General features: G+C 40.4%; 18 protein-coding genes and 1 riboswitch. Of the genes, 1 reads left to right on the top strand and 17 read right to left on the bottom strand.

The annotated features are described in order from the left end of the window. Positions 1-222: 222 nt before the first annotated feature. From HED61_RS10295 to HED61_RS10225, 15 genes are all read right to left on the bottom strand, one after another. A complete protein-coding gene (locus HED61_RS10295; RefSeq protein ID WP_096710966.1) occupies positions 223-1,164 on the bottom strand; it encodes an LCP family glycopolymer transferase in 942 nt (313 codons plus the stop codon). After that, entirely contained in the window at positions 1,161-1,820 is a 660-nt protein-coding gene (locus tag HED61_RS10290; protein WP_103301097.1) for a phosphatase PAP2 family protein, read from the bottom strand. The genes HED61_RS10295 and HED61_RS10290 overlap by 4 nt, the downstream gene beginning before the upstream one ends. Before the next feature lie 14 nt (positions 1,821-1,834). Further along, positions 1,835-3,004: an FtsW/RodA/SpoVE family cell cycle protein gene (locus tag HED61_RS10285; RefSeq protein ID WP_208774491.1), complete on the bottom strand. Its 1,170-nt coding sequence runs from the start codon at positions 3,002-3,004 to the stop codon at positions 1,835-1,837. Beyond that, positions 2,982-4,130, bottom strand: a complete 1,149-nt coding sequence (locus HED61_RS10280) for an FtsW/RodA/SpoVE family cell cycle protein (protein ID WP_103301095.1) — start codon at positions 4,128-4,130, stop codon at positions 2,982-2,984. The genes HED61_RS10285 and HED61_RS10280 overlap by 23 nt, the downstream gene beginning before the upstream one ends. Positions 4,131-4,252: 122 nt before the next feature. Beyond that, positions 4,253-4,442: riboswitch (M-box (ykoK) riboswitch) on the bottom strand. Positions 4,443-4,798: 356 nt separating this feature from the next. Beyond that, on the bottom strand, positions 4,799-6,328 hold the full coding sequence (ahpF, locus tag HED61_RS10275) for an alkyl hydroperoxide reductase subunit F (protein ID WP_021149608.1): 1,530 nt from the start codon (positions 6,326-6,328) through the stop codon (positions 4,799-4,801). Positions 6,329-6,337: 9 nt separating this feature from the next. Beyond that, positions 6,338-6,901, bottom strand: coding sequence for an alkyl hydroperoxide reductase subunit C (gene ahpC, locus HED61_RS10270; RefSeq protein WP_003126733.1), 564 nt, complete (start codon positions 6,899-6,901; stop codon positions 6,338-6,340). A 389-nt stretch (positions 6,902-7,290) separates the two neighbouring features. Then, positions 7,291-8,256 carry a permease prefix domain 1-containing protein gene (locus HED61_RS10265; protein WP_103301093.1) on the bottom strand — a complete coding sequence of 322 codons (966 nt, stop codon included), beginning with the start codon at positions 8,254-8,256 and terminating at the stop codon, positions 7,291-7,293. Further along, positions 8,253-8,585 (bottom strand): PadR family transcriptional regulator, encoded by a 333-nt coding sequence (locus HED61_RS10260; protein WP_003126735.1) that lies wholly within the window; start codon positions 8,583-8,585, stop codon positions 8,253-8,255. Before HED61_RS10260 ends, HED61_RS10265 begins: the two co-directional genes overlap by 4 nt. Before the next feature lie 92 nt (positions 8,586-8,677). After that, a complete protein-coding gene (locus HED61_RS10255; RefSeq protein WP_219645309.1) occupies positions 8,678-9,247 on the bottom strand; it encodes a hypothetical protein in 570 nt (189 codons plus the stop codon). Positions 9,248-9,402: 155 nt separating this feature from the next. Further along, complete coding sequence (locus tag HED61_RS10250) at positions 9,403-10,359, bottom strand: siderophore ABC transporter substrate-binding protein (protein WP_156234012.1); 957 nt, start codon at positions 10,357-10,359, stop codon at positions 9,403-9,405. A 19-nt stretch (positions 10,360-10,378) separates the two neighbouring features. Continuing rightward, positions 10,379-11,137, bottom strand: coding sequence for an iron ABC transporter ATP-binding protein (locus HED61_RS10245; RefSeq protein WP_219645308.1), 759 nt, complete (start codon positions 11,135-11,137; stop codon positions 10,379-10,381). Further along, a complete protein-coding gene (locus tag HED61_RS10240) occupies positions 11,134-12,084 on the bottom strand; it encodes an iron chelate uptake ABC transporter family permease subunit (RefSeq protein WP_003126739.1) in 951 nt (316 codons plus the stop codon). The genes HED61_RS10245 and HED61_RS10240 overlap by 4 nt, the downstream gene beginning before the upstream one ends. Further along, a complete protein-coding gene (locus HED61_RS10235; RefSeq protein WP_103301089.1) occupies positions 12,081-13,028 on the bottom strand; it encodes an ABC transporter permease in 948 nt (315 codons plus the stop codon). Before HED61_RS10235 ends, HED61_RS10240 begins: the two co-directional genes overlap by 4 nt. A gap of 151 nt (positions 13,029-13,179) precedes the next feature. Further along, positions 13,180-14,544: an FAD-dependent oxidoreductase gene (locus HED61_RS10230; RefSeq protein ID WP_003126742.1), complete on the bottom strand. Its 1,365-nt coding sequence runs from the start codon at positions 14,542-14,544 to the stop codon at positions 13,180-13,182. Then, positions 14,541-16,001 carry a helix-turn-helix domain-containing protein gene (locus HED61_RS10225; RefSeq protein ID WP_171917493.1) on the bottom strand — a complete coding sequence of 487 codons (1,461 nt, stop codon included), beginning with the start codon at positions 15,999-16,001 and terminating at the stop codon, positions 14,541-14,543. The genes HED61_RS10230 and HED61_RS10225 overlap by 4 nt, the downstream gene beginning before the upstream one ends. 159 nt (positions 16,002-16,160) lie before the next feature. On the opposite strand from HED61_RS10225, the gene HED61_RS10220 reads away from it, so the two are divergent. Next, positions 16,161-17,273, top strand: coding sequence for an SLC13 family permease (locus HED61_RS10220; RefSeq protein WP_219645307.1), 1,113 nt, complete (start codon positions 16,161-16,163; stop codon positions 17,271-17,273). A 54-nt stretch (positions 17,274-17,327) separates the two neighbouring features. On the opposite strand, the gene HED61_RS10215 is transcribed toward HED61_RS10220, so the two are convergent. Both HED61_RS10215 and HED61_RS10210 read right to left on the bottom strand, forming a co-directional pair. After that, positions 17,328-18,029, bottom strand: coding sequence for a class I SAM-dependent methyltransferase (locus HED61_RS10215; RefSeq protein WP_219645306.1), 702 nt, complete (start codon positions 18,027-18,029; stop codon positions 17,328-17,330). Beyond that, positions 18,022-19,026 carry a zinc-binding alcohol dehydrogenase family protein gene (locus HED61_RS10210; protein WP_003126746.1) on the bottom strand — a complete coding sequence of 335 codons (1,005 nt, stop codon included), beginning with the start codon at positions 19,024-19,026 and terminating at the stop codon, positions 18,022-18,024. The genes HED61_RS10215 and HED61_RS10210 overlap by 8 nt, the downstream gene beginning before the upstream one ends. Positions 19,027-19,091: the final 65 nt, after the last annotated feature.

The following is a 19,091-nucleotide window of genomic DNA, read 5'->3' as shown; positions in this document are numbered from 1 at the left end:
CACGTTCAAAAAAAGTGTACAAAAAAGGTGACAGTTCCCCATCACCTGTTTTTATCAATAACGATTTTGATCGGTATCTGCAGGCACAACAAATAAACTTAGTATTGTTTATTTGTTTAAATTTGCTGGTTAGATACCTAAGACACTCATCAAGAGACCTCTTTCTTTTTTTGAACGATTTTCTTTATTTTAGTATATCTATGATCGAATTGTCAACATCATCTATTCTGCCGGTTCATTATGTGTTTGCATATCCAATTCAGAATGTAATCGCTGGATCGCTAGCTGTCGTTCCTCATCAGAGATTGCTTGGTAAGAAATCCCTGCTTCTCCTTGCAAGCCATCTCCCGTAAAGCCTGTCCCCTGTATTTGATAGAGATCAACTGTTGTTAGGGCAGTCTGGTAACTCGTTATTAATCGTGAGATCTGCTGAAAAGTGAGATCCGTTTGGCCGTTTTCTCCAACGATCGACATGAGCTCTTGGTACTGGAACAAACTTGACAGAGACAGCAATTCTTTAGCGAGGAGCTCAGTCACTTGTCGTTGTCGTCTCTGCCGGCCATAATCCCCTTCTGGATCATCTTTACGCATCCGAGTATACTGAAGTGCTGCCCAACCATCTAATTGAAGCTCCCCCTCTGGGTAATGAATTTTCTCAGCCGTAAACTCAAAATCGTTGTAAACTGTGATTCCGCCAATCGCATCTACAAGATCTGCCATGCCATCCATATTGATCGAGAAATAATGATGAATTGGGATCTGTAAAAATTGTTCGATCGAAGCGATCATCATTTCGGCGCCCCCAAATGAGTGGGCATGATTGATTTTATCTTTGAAACCTTTACCAACAATCTCTACATAAGCATCACGAGGAATACTTGTAATGGATGTCCGCTTATTTTTTGGATTCAATGTCACGATCATGATCGTGTTCGCACGATAGTCTGTTTTTCGCTTTGAATCATTTGCGATACCCAAAAGGAGCAGACTTAGGGGTTCTACCTCTTCAATTACTGTTGCTTCTCGCCCTTTAATCGGTGCGTGCATGGTTTGAACCGTTTGTTCTGCACGAAGAACGATGCGCAGCGCATAGACTGTTCCAACGGTCACAAGCAGTGTTAAACTAACCAAAAGCGTCAGCCAAACTTTCTTTCCATTCGTCATGGTCTTCTCCTTTGCTTGAATTTATCGGATAAATTGTTACTTTTACTCGTAAGAATCCTTTCAGTCCATTCATAAGTCATCAATGTGATCCCACTTGCTAAACAGATACTTGCGAGGGTATCGCTTGGGTAATGAACGCCTAAATAAAAGCGGGAAAATATTACTAAAAGAATGAAAGAGCCGCCGAGGATAGCCAACAGACCTTTTTTCTTAAACAAAAATCGAGTGAAAAGCAAACAGGTAGTCACCAGTGTAACAGCTAACAGGGTATGGCCACTGGGAAAGCTGTGTGAATCGCGAACCATCCCAGCTTCTAGGACTGGGCGTGGCCGCTGAATCAGCCATTTCATCACTTGACCGATACCACTCACTACAATCAGATTTCCTATTCCCCAGATTGCCCAAACTCGTTGCTGCTTTTTCCATAAATAGATGCCCAAAAGCAGAAATAAACCAGTTATTGGTAGGATCGTAGCAGTCGAAGCGATGGCCAACATGATTTGGTCTCCTAAAGCAGTGCGCATCTGAGGCAAATTCCAAAAGAGTCGGTCTATCCTTTGAAACCAGTGTGGCTGATGCAAGACTAGGATCGTCAATAAAAAAAACAATGCAATAAAGCTAAGACTGACCGTCATCCGACGAGTTCGATTGAACATTTTAGTAAACTCCTTTAATTTATTGGGAAAGTTTTTTTCGGGGCATACGCCTTCTCCAGCCCAAAAATAATGCCTAAAGAGAGACCAACTGCAATCAGCGAGGTCCCACCTTGACTCAGAAATGGTAGTGGAATACCCGTCAAAGGCAGTAATCCAATCGCCGCCCCGATATTTTCAAAAATTTGAAAAACCAAACCAAAAACAAACGTGATCGATAGATAGACCGAGGCTTTATTATTTGTCCGCAATGCTGCAAAAATGATCTGATAAATCAAATAAAAATAGAGAAAAATTACTAATGAACTGCCTAAAAATCCAAATGATTCTCCGATGACTGTAAAGATCATATCGGATTCACGCACAGGAACGTAGACAGGAATGTGCGTGTCACTTGCCCCGAGGAGACCACCTGAACCAATTGCCCACATACTTTGTACTTGTTGGTAAGCAATCGAGTCTTGATAAGCAAAAGGATCTGCCCAAGCTTTGACTCGATCCAATTGATAGGGTTTAAAATGCAATCGAAACAACATCGTATTCCCCCAATCAGTAAAGACTAATAGCAATAACAGTCCGCCAACCACAGCCAATACCGTAAAAATTGCTGTCAACAGTTTCCAATGGACACCGGAAATAACAAATAGTGCGCCGAGCATTACGATGAAAACCAAACTAGTACCAAAGTCCCGTTGCATATACATCAATAGAAAAGTCGGCAAACTATAAAGCACTATTTTTAGAATGTAGAAACAGTCAGATTTGATTGTTCGCTGAATCTGTCTTTTTTCATATAAGAGTGTGAGATACACCATAAACAATACAAAAGCCAATTTCATAATCTCAGAAGGCTGCAATGTGAAACTGCCGATCCGGATCCAACGTTTTGTATGGGTCAACTCAAACATGACGGGATCATAAAACCAGTACAATAATGTCATCAATCCTAGAGAAAGAACATAAAAGATGCCAGAGAACCGCAATAAAAAAGTCGTCGAAAGTAAACTGCCCGCAAACAATGCGATTGCGGCAATGATGCAAAAAAAGAGTTGCCGCACAACAACCGGTCCCGGATCAATGCCATCCAGCACACTGGCACCATATTGAACCGCAATACTCAATAAAAAAAGTAAGAAAACCGGTAGAATCAGTGCATAATTCACTTCATGTCGTTTGAAGTACTTCATTTGCTTCCCTCCCTCTTTCCAATTTGAGGCAAATACCAAAAGCAAACGAAAGAATAAAGTAACTGGAGCCACCATAACTAATAAATGGTAAAGGAACCCCTGTCATAGGCATTAACCCTAAGATACTTGCGATGTTGATACTTGTTTGCAATAACAACAATGTGGCAGTTCCTAATAGAATCAAGCCTATTTGTGAATCAATAGCTGTTGCCGAACGAATAAACAGGCGCAACACAATTAGAAATAATAATCCAATTACAAAAATCCCTACCAAAAGGCCAAGCTCCTCTACCAATACCGAAAAAATGAAGTCTGTCTCCGCAACGGGTAAGAACCCTTTTTTCGTGATGCTATTGCCTAAACCCAACCCGCTTAATCCGCCATTGAATAATGCATAATAGGAATGAATCATTTGGAAACCTTGACCATATGGGTCAGAAAATGGATCTCCAACAAGTTGGATCCGGTTGTATACATGCATGAAGAATTGTGGTAACCAGCCGTGTTGTCCTAAAAAGAGGACCGCACCTCCTAAAAGAAATAAACTGGAAATCAGTGCAGTAAATAGCAGGAATGTGACTTTGACTGGCACTTGAACAGTCGTGATCATAACAAAAGCCAAAAATAGTAAAATCATTACTCCTGCAACTTTAGGCTGCATTAGAACCAGCCCACAACATAGAAATAAGAGAAAGAGCGGCTTTTTTAATTCATTGAAAGATCGTTTGACCTTAAAATAGTTTGCCAAATAAAGAATCATACCGACATTTGTTATTTCTGAAGGTTGAAACTGAATGCCAAAAATCGAAATCCAGCGCTGAGCACCGTTAACTGATACCCCGAAAAATGGCAGGTAGGCCAACAGTAACATGACAATGCCAAAGGCCAATAGTCCCACCGCTAACTTTTTGCTTAACAAAATTTCGACGCGGGTTTTTTGAATCAAAAGAATCATTCCCCAACTCAACAGCAGAAAAATCAGCTGTCGCTGGAACAACGCGGCCGGTGCACCCCCAGCAGTCATCAACCGGTAAGAACTTGCACTATAAATCATTAAAAGACCGATGATACTCAACAGCAAATAAGCTGTGATAAGTAACCAATCGATCTTTCTCTTTTTACTCATATCGTCCACTCCTTCCCTTGGAGCAGGTGATTTCAGACGTTATTTATTTTATCCATTTACGTTTTGAAACATACTCAAGAAAAGAAAAAAAGCCAAACTTCTCTCAAGACGTTCGACTTCGCAAGCAATCTCATCGTCCGAGTTTTGGCACTATACAACGTAAAGAAGAAGCAAATTAGTAGTATTTATTTCTTCTTAGCTATTTTATGAAGAGCCTTAATCCGACAATTCCTGTTTTACACATTGGCGTCTTTCGACGTTTCTGCGCAATAGCTTATGTTTGTATAGGAGCCTCACCTAACAAGGTTATCCGTTATTTTTATTCATCCTGAATGTTACCTTTTGTTCCTCATGATGACAACTGAATTCCGCAATTTTGTGTTTTTCTTTAATTATTCTTAAACATCTTTAAGCAATTGACTAATTCCCCTGTTTTCTCACAGCTCATTGAATCGCTGCCTTTTTTAGTTAGAGATTTCTCGTTATTTTCAGGACAAAAAAACTGCAACAGCCATTTGCCATCGATCCATCGAGACCCAATCAACTGGCAACTATTTGACTGAAGTTCAGCCATCAGCTGCAATGATCATGGATCAAAAATGAATCAAATTGGTAAACGGCGTTGCAGTCATTCCTTGTACCTATTTAAAGGATCAGTCCGCATTTGATTATTGGCGAATCAAATAATCAAATGCGCCTAACGCTGCTGTTGCTCCTGAACCCATCGAAATAATAATTTGCTTGTAGGCACTGTCTGTACAATCACCGGCAGCAAAAACTCCAGCAAGATCTGTAGTTCCATGTTTGTCGACAATGATTTCATTGCGTTCATTCAAAGCCACTCGATCTTTCAGCCATTCTGTATTCGGCATCAAGCCAATCAAAATAAAGACGCCTTCCACAGCTAAAGTGGCTTCACGATTTGTCTGCCGATCCACATAAGTCAGCTGCTCCACATGATCGGAACCCGCAATTTCCTTGGTAGCAGCATTGGTGATGACCGTCACGTTTTCCAATGTTGCTAGTCGTTTTTGTAAAACAAGGTCTGCTTTTAATTCCGGCAAGAACTCCAATACATAGACATGTTTTGCCATACCTGCCAAATCAATCGCTGCTTCAATACCAGAATTACCGCCACCAATAACTGCCACTTCTTTACCAGCAAACAACGGACCATCGCAGTGAGGGCAATAAGCGACCCCTTTATTTTTAAACTCTTGCTCTCCCGGAACGTTAATGTTCCGCCACCGTGCACCAGTGGCAAGGATCGCTGTCTTTGTTTTCAAAACAGCACCATTCTCTAATTCCACTTCCACGAATTCATTTTTGCGGATATCTTTGGCACGTTGTCCTTTCATGACATCTACATTATACTCATTGACATGTTCTTCCACTTGACGCATTAATTTTGGTCCTTCTGTGTAAGGTGTACCGATCATGTTTTCGATTCCTAATGTTTCCATCACTTGACCACCGAAAGTTTCCACCACCATGCCTGTATTGATCCCTTTACGGGCAGCGTAGACAGCAGCACTTGCACCCGCTGGACCGCCCCCTACGACCAACACGTCAAACAGATCTTTATCTGCAAACGAGTCTTTGCTAGTCGGACCAGCAGCTTGTTCAAGTAATTGTTCGATCGTCTGACGACCGCTAGCGAATTCTTCCCCGTTCAAAAAGACGGTTGGTACGGCCATAATTTTTTTGGCATCTACTTCCGCTTTGAACATACCACCTTCGATCATCGTATGACTGATATTCGGATTCAAGACAGCCATGATATTCAACGCCTGTACGACATCCGGACAATTATGGCACGTCAGACTAACATATGTCTCAAAATGCAAAGGCTGAGAGATTTGTTTGATACGGTCTTGAATCGCTTGTTCGACCTTTGGCGCCCGGCCACTAACTTGCAATAAAGCTAAAATAAATGAAGTAAATTCATGCCCGAGTGGAAGACCTGCAAAAGCAATGCCACTGTCGATACCTGGTTGCATAATTGTAAAGCTGGGTGTCCGATCTGCAGTTACTTCTTCGATCGTAATACGTTCGGACATTTCTGCGATTTCTTCTAAGAAATCACGAACTTTTTGTGAGGCGTCATCAGTACCAAGACTAGCTGCGAAAACAATTTCAGATTCCAGCATTGCCAGATACTGTTTCAGTTGTTCTTTAATTCCATTATCTAAAGCCATGTCAACCTCCTATATTTTTCCAACTAGATCAAGACTTGGTGTTAAGGTGTCTTCTCCTTCTTTCCATTTAGCTGGGCAAACTTCACCTGGATGTGTCCGCACGTATTGGGCAGCACGAATTTTGTCGATCAATCCACTAGCATCGCGTCCAATTCCATCCGCATTGATTTCAACCGTTTGAACAACGCCATCAGGATCGATAATAAAAGTACCTCGTTGCGAAAGGCCACTTTCTTCATCCAGTACATCAAAAATACGAGAGATCGTGTGAGAAGGGTCAGCAACCATAATGTATTCGATCTTGCTGATTGCATCAGAGTGATCATGCCATGCTTTGTGGGTATAGTGAGTATCTGTCGAAACAGAATAAACTTCAGTTCCTAGTTCTTTCAATGCTGCATATTGACCTTGTAGATCTTCTAATTCCGTTGGACATACAAATGAAAAATCTGCTGGGTAAAAGCAAACCACATTCCATTTTCCTTTGAAATCTTCAGATGAAACGTCGATAAATTTTCCGTTGTGATAAGCTTGTGCTTCAAATGACTCAATTTCTTTTCCAATTAATGACATAGCGATTCCTCCAATTAGAATTATTATTTGAGAATAATCTCTCTTAATTATTAGTCTAAAGCCAGTGGAATTGCAATAGTCTCTTTGCATTTTTTTAAACAAAATGAATTTCTCCTCATAAATGAGCGTTTCACTTTCATTTTAAAATGATTTCTGGGAAAATAAATAGATTCACTTTTCTAACAATTATATACCAAAGGTCACTCATTCTCATTTACAAGGATATTTTCTCAATAGCTTTAAGTCACTTTTCACTTTGTCAAGTTCATCAAAGTGAAAAGTTTTTATTTGTCCAAACCGATAAGAAAAACACCTGAAGGACTCCTCTTCTGCCCTAGCAGAACCTCGGATCTTTCAGATGTTTATCAAAAACTATTTCAAGAAATTCCTTAGCGCTTATTTTTCTGATGAGGCAAAAAGAAATCTTGAAAAACCCCACCCAAGATGAAGATCACCCATGAATAGGCCCAGCTTCCTGTTGAAAATGACCAGAGGAAGTAAACTACCACGATCACTGGCCAATAGACCGTATTAAAAAAACGAACTTTTCCTGCGGATTCTCCATAAATGTGTTGCGCTGCCCGTGGTCCCGGTTCATCTTCATTAGAAATAAAGTAAACGCCATCGGCCATTTTGGCAAATCCTGTGCGGATGATACTGACATAGACGATAAAGAATACTCCTAATGCAACTGCCGCAAAAAACAGTCCTAAAGCTAAACCACTGGGAATGTAAAGAATAGCTTCCATCAAGAAAAAGGGCGTCACCGACAGAATACATGCAGAAATTCCTAGCACCAGACCAAATCGAAAACTCTTTTCATAATCTTCCAATTGCTTCCGCGCCTCTTGTTTTACTTCTTGATCAAATGGACGATCGTTTAATTTTCGTTTTGATGCAGAATAGTTCAAGCCGGAGGTAATAATAAAGCCCACGCCCAATGCAACAAACATGAACATGACTAATAGTCCTAAGCCACTATTGATTTCATTGGCAAAAAAGAGAAATATTCCAAGAGAAGCGATACATAACGCAATACCTAAAGAAAGTGAGAAGGCAAAACGGCGAATCTTCCCCCAAAAATCAAAGGCTTCATCGATTGTAATAGCATCTAACCAGGCTTCTTCTGCAGTATCTTCTGACTGCGCTACTTGCAGTTCTTGAAGCAACTCATCAATTGATCCAAATTCACTGATCACAGCCCCGATTGCTTCATGCTCGCTTTTTCCTTGTTCAATCAATTCATGGTAATGGTCTTCCATGATCGCAGCCAAATCCTCTTTGGCTTTCTTTGTTTCTGGCGTGGTGGGTACATTCAAAAACAAACTATCTAAATAATCCCGGATGGTTTTCATTTTGCTCCTCCTTGTAAAAAGCGCTCAACAACAATTTTTGTTTGCTGCCACTCTTGTTTTTTTACTTCTAAAAATTCTCTTCCTGCCTCACTGATTTGATAATAGGTGCGTTTCTTTCCATGAGTCACTTCTCCAGGATACGAGCGGATCAATCCCTGTTTTTCCAAACGTGTGAATGCAGAATACAATGTTGTTTCCTTAATGATATAGAGCGAATCTGTTTTTTCACGTATCTGTTTTGAAATGTCGTATCCATAGGAATCATCTTTGGAAAGAATCGATAAGATGATTGCATCATTGTATCCCCGAATTCCATCGCTGGATATCACTCGATCCCCTCCTTAAAATTACTTTACCTGTCGTAATAATTATAAATCAATTACTACGACAGGTAAAGTAAATCTGTGATTCTTTTTTTAAATCAGTCTTGAGACCGAGAAACACCCGCTAACGGTTGAACATCAATTACCGGTAAAAACACTTCATCAAATTTTATGAAACTCCCACCTTCTGTTAAAACTTTGATCTGCTGTCCTTCTCGAAGCTGCCAACTGTCGCTGCTTTCGAAATAATACAGACCAAAATCTGATGAATAACGTGATTCCGCGTTTTTCTTCGTCTGAAAACATGCATACCCATCCTCATAGACTTTCATGACCGTCCCTTCGACCCATTCCTTTTGAGGCGGGAAAAAAATCATCTTTACGCAGATTATCCAAAGCGCAAGTAAACCCGCACCGAACAAATAGTTTTTGTGCCCCGGTTTGGAGGGCCAATAATAGGAAATGAAAACCAGCAACAAAATAGCTAATCCGCTGCCCATTAAGACTGCCCCCCACTTTGGCGCGAGCCCCACCTCTGTTTGTAATGTAATTTTTTCTGCCAAAGTCAATAGCTCAAAGTCTGCGATCGGGATCAGGTTTACCCGAAGAAATAATCCCCCTATTAACAGTACTAAACCTAAGGCAGCCGCCAGCAAATATTTGTGCATTTCGGAATCCGCTCCTTCCCTTTGAACCTAGCATACCTGAAAAAAACTAAATTTGGTTTAAATTGAATAAATTGTTTTCAATACAAAAACAGTTGCGAACATCCAACATTCGCAACTGTTTCTCATTTAAGCCATCCTTATCCGATAACAAGCCTTTAATCTTTTGCAGCAGCCGGTTCAACATCAGACAACATAATGTCCAATGATTCGATCCCAGATCCTGCTAAATACCAAACTTGCGGATTTAATTCGATCACTTTCCCGTTTTTTCCAGCAGTTGTTTGCTGAACCAATTCATTTTCAGTCAACGTACTCTGGCTTGTATCCCCACCGATTGCTTTTGTACGATCAATAACAAAAATAATATCGGGATTTTTTTCCAGTAAATATTCATAAGAAATATTCTGCCCATGAGTCGATGCTTCTAATGTATCATCGACTGGCGTAAACCCAAATGTATCATAAACAATGCTGTATCTTGATCCCAAACCAAAGGCAGAAAGACTACCTTCATTCATCATGACAACTAATGCTTTTTCCTTGCTGGCTTCTGCAGTTTCAGAAAGATTCGCGATTCTTGTTTGCAGAGCAGTCAACTGTTTCTTGGCTTCCTCTTCTTTTCCGAAGATTTGGGCAATAGTTTGAATGTTGTTATCGATCGATGACCAAGTGTTTTCGTTGTCTACACTTAGAAAAATCGTTGGTGCAATTGCTTCCAGATCTTTTTGAAAGTCTCTTTGGCGGCCAGAGATAATGATCAAATCAGGTTGGATCTGATTGATTTTTTCTAAGTCAGGTTCTTTGATACCACCTGCAGAATCAACCGCAGCATAACTCTTTAAATAGTCAGGCATATTGCTCGTAGCAGCTCCTACAACACGATCTCCTACGCCTAAAGCATCCATTGTATCAAGTGCACTGTTATCGAAAACAACGACTTTTTTTGGTGAAAATGGCACAGTCACTTTCCCATTACTATCTGTCACTTCGATTTCGGCAGGCGCCGCTGCAGCCGTTGAGGCACTTGTTGACTCTCCTTTTTCTTGCGAGCCGCATCCTGCTAACCCCGTGATCATTACCAATACAGCCAAACTAAATACTATTTTTTTCATATACTCCTCCTATGGTCTCTTAATTAAAATAATAACAAAAGCGCTGTCCATCCACTTCGACTATCTTAACTTCTAAGTCATAAAGTTCTTTTAAAACAGGCTCTTGGATCACTTCTGCAACTGTGCCTGTTTTGAACAGACTTCCTTCTTTCATCGCTACGATATGGTCTGCATATCTGGCAGCAAAGTTGATGTCATGCAATACGATCAATACGGTTTTCCCATGATCTTTGACTAATTTCTCCAATAAGTGCATCAACTGATTGGCATGTTTCAAATCCAAATTATTCAGCGGTTCATCCAAAAGGATATACTCGGTATCTTGGGAAAGAATCATCGCCAAATAGACCCGTTGAAGCTGCCCACCAGATAATGCATGGATCGAGCGTTGCCGAAATGATTCTAAAGATAAAAGTGCTAATGATTCTGAAATGATTTGTTCATCTTCTGGCGTTGATCGTCCCCGATTATAGGGAAACCGACCAAAAGACACCAGTTCTTCTACGGTCATATCAACCGTAAAACCGTTACTCTGTTGCAAAAAAGCGAGATTCTTAGCTAATTCTTTCGAACGCCATTGTCGAATCTCCTTTTCTTTGAAATAAACTTCTCCAGTAGTCTGCTCCAACATGCGGCTGATAATCGAAAGCAATGTACTTTTTCCGGCACCATTTGGACCAATAAAGGCAATCAATTGATTGTCCGGCAACTGCAAGGACAAATCAGTCAACACGCGCTTGTCTTGATAACTCTTTTCGATTCCTTTTGTTTCAATCATTGTCCTTTCCTTTCTTTGACTAGTTTTCCTAAAAAGAAGATTCCGCCTAAAAATTGAATCACTGTATTGATCGTTGTGTTCCATTGAAAGACTTGCTCAACAAAAAATTGGCCGCCGACTAGTAATAAAAACCCTAAAAGTGCTGATCCAACAAACAATGTGCCATGTTTATATGTTGGAAATAACTGATAGGCAATCGTTGCCACGACAAATCCTAAAAAGACGGATGGTCCTACTAAAGCAGTAGCAGTCCCCGATAATAAAGACAGCAAGAAAAGACAACTCTTCTGGATCATTGAAACCGATAGGCCTAAACTTTTTGCATTTCGAACACCCAAGACCATAACATTCAATTCTGGAATCAATAGCGATAATCCAATCAGCCCAATTAAAATAATTCCAGCAGCCAGTAATAAATGCTGACTATTGACATTGCTAAAACTTGCAAATAGACGCCCTTGCAACAAATCATATTCATTGGGATCCATGATGACTTGAAGAAATGAACTGATACTAGTGAACATAGTACCGCTGATCATTCCCGCCATCAGTAATAGAAACAATTGATTATTGGCTTTTTTATAAAAGGTCTGAATGATGACACTGCTTAATGTCCCGGTAGCTAAAATCGAAAACAAAAAAACGAAAGGTGTTTCCTGACTCAACATGCGGATTCCTCCTAAGAAGAAAAATAGTATCGTCTGGATCAGCACATATAATTGATCCAATCCTAAGATACCGGGAGTCAGATACCGATTTTGTGTCAGTGTTTGTAAAGTGATCGTGCTAAACGAGACAGCTATTGCTACTAAGCCAAAGGCCACTATTCGCTTTCCCCGTAATTGCAGTGCGAAGGACCAATTGCCATATGTATTGTAGGTAAGGTATGCGCCAACAGCTATCCCGATGAGTATGAACAAGAACATATAACGCCGGATAATTCTCATACCATTTTTCTCCTCATCATTAAGACTAGAAAGCTAATACCGCCAATCGTTCCTGCTACAACGCTGACCGGCAATTCATATGGGGCTATTAAAATCCTTGCTAGCAAATCACACAAGAGCAAAAAGGCACTGCCGGAAAAACTGATCAGAAAAAGGTTGTTTCGAACATGGTCTCCTGCAAATAAAGCAACGATATTAGGGATGATCACACCAAGGAATGGTACACTGCCTACTAAAAGCAAGACCACACTACTGGCAAAAGCAACCAGTGCAAATACGAGCAAGCGTAAAACGTGGTAGTTGATGCCAAGATTTTTTGCAGCTGTCTCTCCTAACCCGGCAATCGTTATTTCATAAGCAAGGAAATACAAAAGAGCAAAAACTGGTAGTGTCAGATAAATCAATTCATAATTGCCCTCGATCACGGTAGCAAAGTTCCCCTGTAACCAGGAAGAAACATTTTGCACAAGTTGAAAGCGGTACGCAAGAAAGGAACTGACTGCGCCAATCACATTCCCGAACATCACACCCGTTAAAGGCAAAACCATCGGATCTTTCTTAGGGATCAAGCGACTTAGCCATAAAAATAGCAAAACCCCCGCATAAGAAAATAAGAAAGCAGCGGTTGTTCGCAGGAGTCCAGATGCATTGGGCAGCCATAACATGACGATCAAGATCCCTAGGCGGGCACTGTCAGTCAAACCGATCACGTCTGCTGCAACAAATTTATTTTGCATCAGATGCTGAATGATTTTTCCACATAAGCTCATGACAGCCCCTGCAAGCAAGAGACTAATCGTACGAGGAACGCGTACTTTCAGCAATATCATCCAATGACTCTCTTCTCCTGCCATTAAACCAGCTAGAGACATGTCATGTGCGCCCACAAATAAAGACCCAGTGATCAACAAGAGAAGCAAAATGGCCAGACTCATTTTTCTCATATACTAACCCTTTCTAATGAGAACGATTCTCATTCTCTCTAGTTAGTTTAAGCGATTCCGCTTTTAATGACAAGGCTTTTTGCAAAAAAAAAGATAAACCTACTCTTAACGTAGGTTTATCGAATAAAAAAACTTTTAATATATAACACATTTAATTCACATGAGATTTCAAGAGACCTTCGATGGCCAATTGATTCAAAAAGTGCAGCGGAAAAGATATCGTTGGATTGAAAAAGTAATCCATCGTAGCCAATTGATCAAGAGTCATGTAAGATGTGATCAACGTAGAGACCGTATTGATGATCTCCAAACTGCCGCGATCGCTTGTAATGATCTGCCCTCCCATGATTACTCGTGTTTCCTTGTCAAATACCAGTTTCAATGTCACTTCAAAATTATTTTCTACTTCGAAAAACGTACGTGCATGGAACGTACGTGTGACAGAATCGACGTCAAAGCCATAATAAGGTGCTTCCGTTTCATTGATTCCAGAGCTGCTCACAAAATATCCAAAGAGCTTGCTGACCACTGTGCGCTGCATTTTGGGAAAAGGGATTTTTTTTGCAGACAAAATATTTGTTGCCGCGACGATACCGGTTCTATACGCATTGGTCACCAGCGGTACATAGAGTGAACTGTCTGAATGATTGAATGGGATCGAGACTAAGTCGCCGACAGCATAAATGCTTGGATCGGAAGTTTGCAAGAATTCATTGGTGTCGATCGTCCCATCTGGGTTCAACTTCAGAAAGTCAGCGACCAGGTCAACATTCGGTCTTGGATTGACTGCATAGACAACGATATCCGCTGGCAAAAAAGTCCCATTGGCAAGTTCAATTCCCGCCAGCTCTCCGTTCGTAGTTTGTTTTGCTGCGACCACGCTGCTGTTCAGATAGATTTGTAAATTTTCTGGAAAACGTTCGATCAAAATCTGAGAAATCTCTTGGTCGAAGTAGCGGAAAAGCAAAGTATCCATCCGATCAATCAAGAAGACCTCTTTATCCTGTCCACTTAGTGATTCCGCTAATTCAAAACCTATCAGACCGGCACCCACAATGGCCACTTTCTTGGCTTCCTGTACTTTGCTTAGAGCTGCTCGAGACTGGGCAATCGTTTTGTATGTGGTAATGTGCTCTTTGACTTCTTCCGTAAAAGCATTCCGAAAATTACTAGACCCCATAGCTAAAATCAAATAATCATATGAGATCGTGTCTTTTTCGACACAACTAGCCGTTGATGTTTCAAAAGAAACGTTTTTTTCTGCCGCTGCAATCTTTACGACGCGGCTATTGAGCATCACATTGATCCCTTCTGACAGTAATTCACTGGCAGTAGCAGTGCGGGAATCTTCTAGACGCTCAATATATCCCTCTAATACTAAGTTCAAACTGCTAGCGATATAGCCCAATACATTGGATTTTTCAATGATGATCACTTCAATTTTATCATCCATCTGTTTTAAATGGCGGGCTGCTGCTATACCAGCATGAGAGCCTCCAATAATGACAATCCTCATAACTTCTCCAACTCACTTTCAAGATTTTCCCTTCGAATTTCATCAATCACTTGATGCAGCCGTTGCTCTTCAAAACGATCGATCACACCTGTCAAGACCAGGAGCTTTTTGTAGTGATAGTTTTCGGCAATCTGCGGTTGATCCACAATCAGCAGATCATAATCGGTTGCTTGTGCAGTTTCCACCTGCATGTAAGGATACCCAGAAAGCTGTTTGGCCAAAAACCGCCGCAAAACATCCGTACGCAATTGATTTTGAGACAGCAGAACACCGATTTTCAGCTCTTTTTGTTGTTTCTCTTGCAACCATTCAATAACAAACGACAAATCATGGATGAGCTTTCTCTGTTTCTCCTCAGAAAAAGGCCCAGTGGCTTGTGCCAATGTTTCAACTGCTTGATTCGCTACTTCCGTGATGGTTCCCCGCAAAAAATGCGGAGGAAAATCGGCAAATGAAGTCAATGCACCCTTCAAGTAGCGTGCTCTAAGAACGATGATTGCTAAAAAACGACTGATTTCTGGATAATGAACCTGTATATCAAGAGATTCATCCGCAAAAGTTTTCATCAATACTTGACTCTCAGCGGCTAAATCAAGCATAAATTCCGAATCAGTGTCCTGCTGGTGATCCATGACTACTAATCCTTCCATCATCAAAAACAAATAGAGGTAAACAGCTTCGTAGTCACTCCACGAAATGGCAAAACGGCTGAGATAACGTCCTAAAATATTTCGTAGCACTTGAAAAGTAGGATCATTTTCTACTTGTTTTAAGAGGCCTTTCGATGACTCATGTTGCTGAGAACTCCTAAAATCGAAACGGGCTTCCATCAAACCAAACCATAAGACCAATTTCCAATTATTCCGTGGATCAATTGATAAGCCAAGTTGCTGTTCAATCACCCGAATCAAGTTTCGAATAGCTGGACTCTTAAAGGTTTCATTGATTTTTGCTAACGGATAACTCTGCGAAAAAAACGAATAAAAGAAAAAGCGGATTTGGCACTCATCGCCGATCAGTTTCTTATTTTTCAATTGAAGACTAAATTCCTCCAACAAGTGATTGATCGATTTGAAATGACGAAAAAGCGAGGCCTCGCTAAGCGTCAAATCCAACATGAGTTTCGTTGTCGATCCTTCGCGATGGAAAAAGAGATATTCAATAATTTGAAAATCCACCGCTTCTGATAAATACGCATAAAAAAAATGCTGAATAGAAAAATCAAGCGGTAATGTTAAATGCAAACGATCATTCTCTTTTGTTTCTAACAATGCCTCTGCATGGAAAACAGAAAGATTGTCACTCAAATGCTGAATCTCCTTTTGGAGCGTCGGTGAAGAAATGGATAACTTATTTGCAAGAGTTTTATAGGAAATTTCTGAACCATGCTGAAAGAAGATGGTCAGTATCTGAAAATGGACTTGCTGATTTTTTTCTAATAGTTGCATCAAATTCATCGATTCTGCTCCTTTTTCAGTCTAGTTCTAATTTCCCAATAAACGCTTCGTTTGTCAACCATATTGAGCGATAGGATTTCACAGTATATGTCAAAACCGAGAATATTTCTTTGCTTCTCTAAAAGAGTCCATGGTAAAATTTGAAAGAAAGGAGCACGCATGTTAAAAAAAATATTCTTCTTTTTCCAAAGCGATTTATTATTTACGATTTCTTTCTTTTTGGCGCTTGTTGCGAGCTCATTTGGACGTTTTGATGTCCACTTTATTGATTTTCAAGTGATTTTGACCTTGTTTGGTCTCATGCTGACTATTAATGGGCTTGAAAAAGCGGGTTTGTTGAATTTCATTGGTCAACGTTTGCTCTCTAAGAGTCATTCTCTCCGAGCACTGATTCGAACGATTGTTTTATTAAGTTTTTTCAGCTCGATGGTACTAACGAACGATGTGGCGATCCTGACTTTACTACCTATGTATCTTCTGATCACCAAAGGCATTCAGGAACAAAAAAGCGTTCTTCTCGGCGCAGTTTACCTGATTGTAGCCGCTAATTTAGGCAGCAGTTTATTTCCCTTTGGGAATCCGCAAAATCTCTTCTTGTTTTCTTTTTATAATTTACCTTTGACTACTTTTTTGCAAACGACAGGTATGATGGTTGTCCTATCATTAACTCTGTTAGTAGGATCCATTCAATTATTGCCAGCATCCCCTCTCATCATCAAAAAAACCACGCATCTTTTTGAGAAAAAATACACGGTACTTTATCTTGGTTTAATGGCACTGATGATTTTGGGAATCTTTCATGTCGTTCCTTTCGTCCTCTCGGCATCGATCGTAGCATTCGTGGTCTATTTTTTTCAAAAAGAGCTCTTTCGTTCAGTGGATTACCGTCTCTTAGTCACATTCGCTTGTTTCTTTGTGATTATCGGAAATATCAACGAACAAGACAAGTTGATTGAAATGATCCAACCCTTCTTCCAAAAAGAACAACAAGCCTTTTTAGGCAGCATCACCCTTTCTCAGGTGATTTCCAATGTCCCAGCAGCGATTCTGATTGCTCCTTTTACAACCTACAAGAAAGCTGTTTTGTTGGGGGTAAATGTGGGTGGCTTGGGCACATTGATTGCTTCGTTAGCGAATTTGATTGGTTACAAATTGATCAAGCAAGCTCTCCCTCAAGAACAAAAAAGATTCCATCACAAGTTCTATATGGTGAATATTCTTTACTTATTCATAATCGGTTCAATCGGCTATCTCTATTTAGGGATAGGCTAATAGGCACTAGTAGGCAAGCAGCTGTCCCTGAATATACAGGACAACTGCTTGCCTTCAAACGATTAGGAGCTCATAATCGATCTCCGTCTTACTAATTGCTTTTTTCTTTTCTCCAAAAAGGGAACGGCTTAGCTGCAGCAATTCTGACTGTGGAATATCCTGTTGAAAATAGCGGTAAAAAAATTCCCGATCAATGATTTCTTCATAAGCATAAGAAAAAAGATGAGTAGAAAAACGGATTTGTTCTTCCAGAAGCCATTTCTTATAGACAGAAAGTAGCTTTTCATCTTTGGGATCGTTCTGTTCCAGTGGTTGAAAGATATTTTCTTTGGTCCGAACGATCCGCAAAATCAATAAGCGACGACTTTTTTCTACCAGAGAAATCAGCTGATCTTTCTCGGTCAACGCTGGATTCATTGCAGTAAATATCAAGGGATAGGTGGTCTTATCAGCAAGAAACTCTGCTTGTGTTTGCAGTCGAAAGTCTACTTTTTGTTGAGGATCTTTTACATAACGTCTAGCTGCTTTCAACATTTCCACTGAAAAATCAATGGCCAGATAACGCTTTGTATCAGGTAAAATCGCTGGAATATAGCGGCCACTTCCCGCAGCTAAATCAACAAAAGAGCTTATTGGCAAAATTCCGTTTGTCTTTAAAAATGTTGCTAGATCCTCAGCAATCGTTAATTGTGATTCTTGCTGGATCTCTGCATATTCTGCCGCAAAATCATCCCAAAATTCTTGTTCCTCACTCATGGAATCCTCCGGAGATGACTACCTTCCCTGGACTGCCTTTTTCTACTAATGCGGTTGCTTCAATCAAATTTTCGATCGTCAGGCCTGTTTCAAAACAGGTGGTGATCGTAGAATGGATTTTTTGTTCATTGACTAGATCAACAATTTTTTTTAAGATCGCTCCTTGACTAGCCAAATCCACTTGATAATCGGTTTTTGCAAACATATATTCCCAGTAAAAGTCCACTCCGATATTTTTAAATGGGTTAAGATCTAATGGACCGCGCGTATTAACGATCATTCCGATTTTACCAAATGGGCGGATCAATTGAGCAAATTGATCGATGTAATCGGAAATGTCATAAAAGACAGCAATATAGTCAAAGGTGGTTTCAACCTGATCTTGTAGCGGGTAATGGTAATCGAGTGGGTGCGCTACCCCATTTTTATCTAGCCATTCATGATTTGTGGGGCTGGCAGTGCCATATACTTCAAGCCCGGACCAATGTGCCAGCTGGGCGGCAATCGATCCCACTCCACCACTTGCATTGATGATCAATAGTTTTCCTTGATTGGCTTTTTCTTTAGGAATCAACCCAAATTTCTCAAATAGAAGTTCCCAGGCAGTGATACTTGTTAAAGGCAATGCTGCCCATTCCGCTAAATTTTCTAAAGAGACTTTCGCTACTAAGCGTGCATCCACCGCTTGATATTTCTGGTTCGCCCCGTCTCGCTGTGTTGTTCCACTGTACATCACCGGGTCGCCCACTTGAAATTCTGTGACCTGATCGCCAACTTTTTCAATGATTCCGCAAGCATCATATCCTTGGATCACGAAATGACCAGATTTTGTCGTCGTTTGGCGACGCTTCGCATCAATGGGATTGACCGATACGGCTTCAACTTTTATCAATAGATCATTTGCTCCTATTGAAGGCATGTCCAAGTCTTTCGTTTGAAAAACATTGCTGTTATCTAAAGGCATTCCCTCATAAAATCCGATCGCACGATTCAACATTACATCATTCTCCTCTCCTAAAAAAAGCTAAAATAACCTTAATGATTATTTTAGCTCTTATGCTT

The organism is Enterococcus gallinarum (genome assembly GCF_021496385.1).
GTDB classification, from domain to species: Bacteria; Bacillota; Bacilli; order Lactobacillales; family Enterococcaceae; genus Enterococcus_D; species Enterococcus_D gallinarum.
Note: the sequence above shows the minus strand (reverse complement) of the source record. Positions and strands in the feature narration are given on the sequence as shown.